The sequence below is a fragment of the Micrococcus sp. HSID17227 genome (assembly GCF_003989405.1).
Taxonomy (GTDB): Bacteria; Actinomycetota; Actinomycetes; order Actinomycetales; family Micrococcaceae; genus Micrococcus; species Micrococcus luteus.
In genome coordinates, this window is record NZ_RBLN01000140.1 from 1 (window position 1) to 5,761 (window position 5,761).

General features: G+C 72.7%; 6 protein-coding genes. 4 read left to right on the top strand and 2 right to left on the bottom strand.

What is annotated here, in order from left to right; translation table 11 throughout:
• Positions 1 to 120: 120 nt before the first annotated feature.
• The gene (locus D8M29_RS07890) at positions 121 to 375 is read right to left on the bottom strand and encodes a DUF6480 family protein (protein ID WP_095346987.1); all 255 of its coding nucleotides are present in this window, start codon (positions 373 to 375) and stop codon (positions 121 to 123) included.
• A gap of 257 nt (positions 376 to 632) precedes the next feature.
• Between D8M29_RS07890 and D8M29_RS07895 the strand changes: the two genes are divergently transcribed.
• The 3 genes from D8M29_RS07895 to D8M29_RS07905 are packed head-to-tail and all read left to right on the top strand — an operon-like array spanning position 633 to position 4,599.
• The gene (locus D8M29_RS07895; RefSeq protein WP_101967496.1) at positions 633 to 1,781 is read left to right on the top strand and encodes an acetyl-CoA C-acetyltransferase; all 1,149 of its coding nucleotides are present in this window, start codon (positions 633 to 635) and stop codon (positions 1,779 to 1,781) included.
• 20 nt (positions 1,782 to 1,801) lie between these two features.
• Entirely contained in the window at positions 1,802 to 3,400 is a 1,599-nt protein-coding gene (locus D8M29_RS07900) for a fatty acyl-CoA synthetase (protein WP_127435336.1), read from the top strand.
• Positions 3,397 to 4,599, top strand: coding sequence for an acyl-CoA dehydrogenase family protein (locus tag D8M29_RS07905; RefSeq protein ID WP_060974321.1), 1,203 nt, complete (start codon positions 3,397 to 3,399; stop codon positions 4,597 to 4,599). Before D8M29_RS07900 ends, D8M29_RS07905 begins: the two co-directional genes overlap by 4 nt.
• A gap of 9 nt (positions 4,600 to 4,608) precedes the next feature.
• On the opposite strand, the gene D8M29_RS07910 is transcribed toward D8M29_RS07905, so the two are convergent.
• Positions 4,609 to 4,995: a hypothetical protein gene (locus tag D8M29_RS07910; RefSeq protein ID WP_051050341.1), complete on the bottom strand. Its 387-nt coding sequence runs from the start codon at positions 4,993 to 4,995 to the stop codon at positions 4,609 to 4,611.
• Positions 4,996 to 5,127: 132 nt separating this feature from the next.
• Between D8M29_RS07910 and D8M29_RS07915 the strand changes: the two genes are divergently transcribed.
• The gene (locus D8M29_RS07915) at positions 5,128 to 5,640 is read left to right on the top strand and encodes a MarR family winged helix-turn-helix transcriptional regulator (protein WP_127435337.1); all 513 of its coding nucleotides are present in this window, start codon (positions 5,128 to 5,130) and stop codon (positions 5,638 to 5,640) included.
• Positions 5,641 to 5,761 lie beyond the last annotated feature (121 nt).

Sequence of the window (5,761 nt, forward strand, 5' to 3'; positions counted from 1 at the left end):
GTCGCAGCTGAGCGGCATCACCGCGGAGCGGACACGACCACGGGGCGGGCACCGACGGATCGGTGCCCGCCCCGTGGTCGTGGTGGGCCGGTGGCGTGCCCCAGGCGTCTGCGCCGCGGCTCAGCCGAGGCCGGCGACGCGGCCCAGGATGAACACCAGGACGCCGATGACCACGAGGGCGATGATCAGCCCGAGCACGATCTTGCCGGCCGAGCGCTCGCCGGTCTGCTCCACGTCCATGCCCGGGTTGCTCGGGCCGACGCCTGCACCCTCGGCGGGGGGCGTGTCGCCGTCGAACGCGACGCCGGAGGTCTCGTCCGTCGCCTCGCGTGCGCGCCGGGCGTCCTGGGGGTCGGGGGTGTGCGGGGTGGCCATGGCCGGCTCCTCTCGTCTCGGCGGCACGGGTGCGCGCCGCTGGCCCTCACGGTAGGCCCGGGGCAGGGGGTCCTGACCAGGGCGAAGCGACGCCCGCCCCGGCGCTTTCGTGGCCGAAACGGCGCGCCCCGAGCCGCTTTCGTTGACGAAACGGCGCCCCTCCACGCCGCCCGACGGATCCCGTCACCCTCTTGATCGTTGGACGTCCAAGCAATAGCGTGATCGGCGTCACGTCCCCGCCGTCCGGAGGAGCCCCCATGCCCGAGGCCTACATCATCGACGCCGTCCGCACCCCCGTGGGTCGCCGAGGGAAGGGGCTCGCCGGTGTGCATCCCCTCGACCTGGCGGCCGCGCCGTTGCGCGAGCTCGTCGGCCGCCAGGACATCGACTCAGCCGAATACGACGAGGTCATCCTCGGCTGCATCGACCAGCTCGGCCCGCAGGCCATGGACGTGGCGCGCAACGCCTGGCTCGCGGCCGGGCTCTCCGAGGACGTCCCCGGCACCACGGTCGAACGCCAGTGCGGCTCCGGCCAGCAGGCAGTCCACTACGCCGCGCAGGCCGTCATGAGCGGGACGGCGGACCTCGTCGTCGCCGGTGGCGTCCAGTCCATGAGCGCGATCCCGCTCTCCCGGTCCAACACGGCCGCCCGCGATCTCGGCTTCCCCGACCCGTTCACCGGCTCCGAGTCCTGGGCCGCCCGCTACGGGAGCGAGGAGATCTCCCAGTTCCGCGGGGCCGAGATGATGGCCCGGCACTGGAACCTGGACCGTGACGCCCTGGAGGAGTTCGCGGTGCGCTCCCACGAGCGTGCGCTCGCCGCCCAGGCCGACGGTCGCTTCGACCGCGAGATCCTACCCCTCGCCGGCCTCACCGCGGACGAGGGCCCCCGCACCCCGGACGCCACGAAGATCGCCTCGCTCGACCCGATCGTCCCCGGCGGGCTGCACACCGCGGCCACCGCGTCCCAGATGTCCGACGGCGCGGCCGCCCTCCTGCTCGCCTCCGAGGAGGCCGTGCACCGCCACGGTCTCACCCCGCGAGCCCGCATCCACCACATCTCCGCCCGCGGCGCCGACCCCGTGATGATGCTCTCCGCCCCGATCCCGGCGACGGCGTACGCGCTCGACCGCATGGGCCTGACCATCGACGACATGGACCTCGTGGAGATCAACGAGGCGTTCGCCGCCGTCGTGCTGGCCTGGTTGACCGAGACCGGCGCCGATCCGGCGAAGGTCAACGTCAACGGCGGGGCGATCGCCCTGGGCCACCCCATCGGCGCCACCGGCGCCCGCCTGATGACCTCCCTGCTGCACGAGCTCGAGCGCACGGGCGGCCGCTACGGCCTGCAGACCATGTGCGAGGGCGGCGGCCAGGCCAACGTCACCGTGATCGAACGTCTCTGACCCATCCCCCGGAGGTTTCCATGCCCGACCAGATCACCCACCCCACCGACGCCGGCCACCTCTCCCCCGCCCCGGAGGACACGATCGGCCGCGTGTTCGCACGCGCGGTCGCCCGCTCCCCGCAGGCCGTCGCCCTGCGCTTCGAGGACCGCGACTGGACCTACGCCCAGCTCCGGGACGGAGCGCACCGCGTGGCCCGCCGCCTCCAGGACACCGGCCTGCCGGCCGGCACCCGGGTGGCCGCCTACGCCACCAACTCGGACGCCTACGCGCTGCTCTTCCTCGCCTGCGTCACGGCCGGCTACGTGCACGTGCCCGTGAACTTCGCGCTCAAGGGCGGCGAGCTCGCCCACGCCCTCGAGGACTCCGGCGCGGAGCTGCTCGTGGCCGACGCCGGCATGCTCGAGCGGGTCGACCAGGTCCGGGCCGAGGGCCGCGCGTCGGCTCTGCGGCACGTGTGGACCATGCTCCCCGCCGGCCACGCCGAGCCCTCCGTGCTGGAGACCGCCCAGGACGAGACGTTGGACGCCGCCGCCCCGGAGGCGGAGGTGTCGGCCACCGACCTGGCCCAGCTGCTCTACACCTCCGGCACCACCTCCACCCCCAAGGGCGCCATGATGTCCCACCGGGCGCTCGTGGCGGAGTACCTCTCCTCGATCATCGCGCTGGACTTCACGGCCGAGGACCGCCCCCTCGTGGCCATGCCGCTGTACCACTCGGCCGCGATGCACGTGTTCCTGCTCCCCTACCTGAGCCTCGGCGCCACGGTGCGACTGCTGGCCGCCCCGGACATCCCCCGGATGCTCGAGCTCGTGGAGACCGAGCACATCGGCTCCCTGTTCCTGGCGCCCACCGTCTGGGTGCCGCTGGCGAACCATCCGGACCTGGCCACGCGCGACCTCTCCTCGCTGCGCAAGGCCCAGTACGGGGCCTCGATCATGCCGGTGACCGTGCTGCAGCGCCTGCGCCAGAGCCAGCCGGGCATCGGCTTCTACAACTGCTTCGGCCAGTCCGAGCTGGGCCCGCTGTGCACGGTGCTGCGCCCCGAGGAGCACGACGCGAGGCCCGCCTCGTGCGGCCGCCCCGTGTTCCACGTGGAGGCCCGGGTGATGACGGCCGACGGCGCCCCCGCTGCGCCCGGCGAGCCCGGTGAGATCCAGTACCGCTCGCCGCAGCTGCTCTCCGGCTACTGGAACCGCCCGGATGCCACCGCGGACGCGTTCACCGACGACGGCTGGTTCCGCTCCGGCGACCAGGTCACCCAGGACGCGGCCGGCTACATCCAGGTGGTGGACCGCATCAAGGACGTCATCAACACGGGCGGCGTGCTGGTCGCCCCGCGCGAGGTCGAGGACGCCATCTACGAGCTCGACGAGGTGGCCGAGGTCGCCGTCATCGGCCTGCCGGACGAGCGCTGGATCGAGGCGGTGACCGCCGTCGTCGTGCTCAAGGAGGGCGCCGAGCTGACCGCGGAGACCGTGCGCACCCACGTGAAGGAGCGCCTGGCAGGCTTCAAGGTGCCCAAGCGCGTGGACTTCGTGGCGGAGCTGCCGCGGAACCAGTCGGGCAAGCTGCTCAAGCGCGCGCTGCGCGCCGAGCGGACGCAGGAGGCCCGGTGACGCGCAGGCAGAAGCCGACCTACGACGTCGTCACGCCCCTGGACGTCGACTACCTGGACGCGTTCGGGGAGGCGACGGAGGAGGACCGCGCGCACTGGGACCGCGCCCGTGCCTACGGCCGGGAGGTGCTCGAGCGGATCGACGGGCACTGGGACCGGGCGGAGTACCCGTTGGACCTGGTGGCGCGGGCGGGCGAGCTCGACCTGCTCACCGACGGGCTGGAGGTGCCGGGGCACGCGGTGATGTCGCCGTTGGCCGCGGGCCTGGTGGCGATGGAGATCTCCCGCGCGGACGGGTCGATGGCGGCCGCGGCGGCGGTGCAGGGCGGGCTCGTGCTGCGCGCCCTGGTGCACTGCGCGAGCCCGGAGCAGAAGGAGCGGTACCTCGAGCCGGTGGCGCGCGGCACGCTGCCGGGCGGGTTCGCGCTCACGGAGCCGCTGCACGGTTCGGACTCGGTGTCCCTCGAGACGTCCGCGCGGCCCGACGGCGCCGGCGGCTGGGTGCTGAACGGCGCCAAGAAGTGGATCGGCAACGGGGCCGCCGGGGGCATCACGATCGTGTGGGCGCGCGACACCGAGGACGGCCAGGTCAAGGGGTTCGTGGTGGAGCAGTCCACGCCCGGCTACGAGGCCGAGGTGATCACGGGCAAGGGCGCGCTGCGGGCCATCCACCAGGCGGAGATCACGCTGACCGACGTGCGGGTCGGCGACGACGCCCGGCTGCCGGACGTGGCGACGTTCAAGGACGCCGCGCGCGTGCTGGTGGCCACCCGCGTGAACGTGGGCTGGTCCGCGCTGGGCCACGCGACCGCCATGTTCGAGGCCGCACTCGCGTACGCCCGGCAGCGCGAGCAGTTCGGCAAGCCGCTGGGAGCGCACCAGATGGTGCAGGAACGGCTCGCGCAGATGCTGGACGAGGTGACCGCGATGCAAACCCGCTGCGTGGCCGTGGCCCGCCTGCAGGCGGCGGGGCGGCTGCGCGACGAGCAGGCGTCCCTGCTGAAGTACGCCTGCACGCGGGGCGCGCGGCGGGTGGCGCAGATCGCCCGCGACATGCTCGGCGGCAACGGCATCCTCCTTGAGCACCGGGTGATGCGGCACTTCGCCGACGTCGAGGCGCTGCACACCTACGAGGGCACCGAGTCCGTGCAGGCGTTGATCCTCGGCCGGGACCTGACCGGGATGAGCGCGTTCGCGTGAGCGCCTCCCTCAGGGCGCGGAGACGACCCCCACGCCCACCCGGGGCAGGCTGCGGTCCACGACCAGCTCCAGCCGACGTTCGTGGAACCGTGCGCCGAGCAGCTCCTCGAGGTCCTCGACGAGGTGCACCGTGATGGTCTCGATGACCGCCGCGGTGTCCTCTCCGTCCCGCAGGATGCAGTCCACCTCCAGCTCCGGGGCGGAGGGGGTGCCGGTGATGGCGAACCTCGCCTCGGCGACCTCGGGGAACACGGTGACGGCCCGCGCGGCACTCATGGCCAGGCGGGCGCAGCGCTGACGGAAGGCGGCGGGCTGGGGCGCCGGGGACTCGAGGACGGGCGGGACGGCGGACAGGGTCCGCCCCATGGCCTGGGGGGCCTCCAGCGTTGCTGTCATGACATTCCTCTCGCCGCGGCCCGGGCGCCCCCTCACAGAGATCGCCGTGACCTGGATAATGTTAGTGTAACTATGCGTTAGGAAGACTAACCAAATTTTCGGGGTGACGTGAATAGGGAGGTTCAAGAGCGCATGGGTGAGGAGCACACCACGCTGACCAGCACGGATGGCGAACCGACGTCGGGCTACTGGTACACCCGCGGCGCCCGCGAGATCGAACCTGTGGACGTGCTCAACCTGCTGCGACGCTACCGGGAGGCCGAACGGCGCATGCGCGCCCGCACCCGGGACAGCATGGGGATGGGAGAGACCCACCTGTCAGCCCTGCGTTACCTGCTGCGGGCCGACCGACGCGGCCACAAGGTCCGTCAGCGGGATCTGGCCAGCGCCCTGGAGATCACCCCGGCCTCCGCCAGCGCCCTGGTGGACCGACTGGTCCGAGACGGCTACGCCCGACGGGCACCCCACCCACAGGACCGCCGATCCGTGGTGGTGGAGCCGACGGCCAAGACGGACCACGAGGTCCGCGCCACCCTGGGCGCCATGCACCGCAGTATGCTCGCCGCGGTGGAGGGCCTCACCCCGGCCGAGCTCGCCGGCGCGGCCGCGTTCCTGCGGGCCCTGATCCGCAGCCGTGGAAGTTGAGTCCCGGATAGTGGTGTAACCCTCCCCGGTGGCCACGACCATCTTCGAGACGGACGCGGTCACCGTGGGAGCCTTCGAGCGAACCTTCCACAGCACTCTCGAAAGGACATCACCACGATGA

Coding starts and splice junctions, on each gene's coding strand:
- D8M29_RS07890 (WP_095346987.1), bottom strand. CDS start 375: ATGGCCACCCCGCACACCCCCGACCCCCAGGACGCCCGGCGCGCACGC.
- D8M29_RS07895 (WP_101967496.1), top strand. CDS start 633: ATGCCCGAGGCCTACATCATCGACGCCGTCCGCACCCCCGTGGGTCGC.
- D8M29_RS07900 (WP_127435336.1), top strand. CDS start 1,802: ATGCCCGACCAGATCACCCACCCCACCGACGCCGGCCACCTCTCCCCC.
- D8M29_RS07910 (WP_051050341.1), bottom strand. CDS start 4,995: ATGACAGCAACGCTGGAGGCCCCCCAGGCCATGGGGCGGACCCTGTCC.
- D8M29_RS07915 (WP_127435337.1), top strand. CDS start 5,128: ATGGGTGAGGAGCACACCACGCTGACCAGCACGGATGGCGAACCGACG.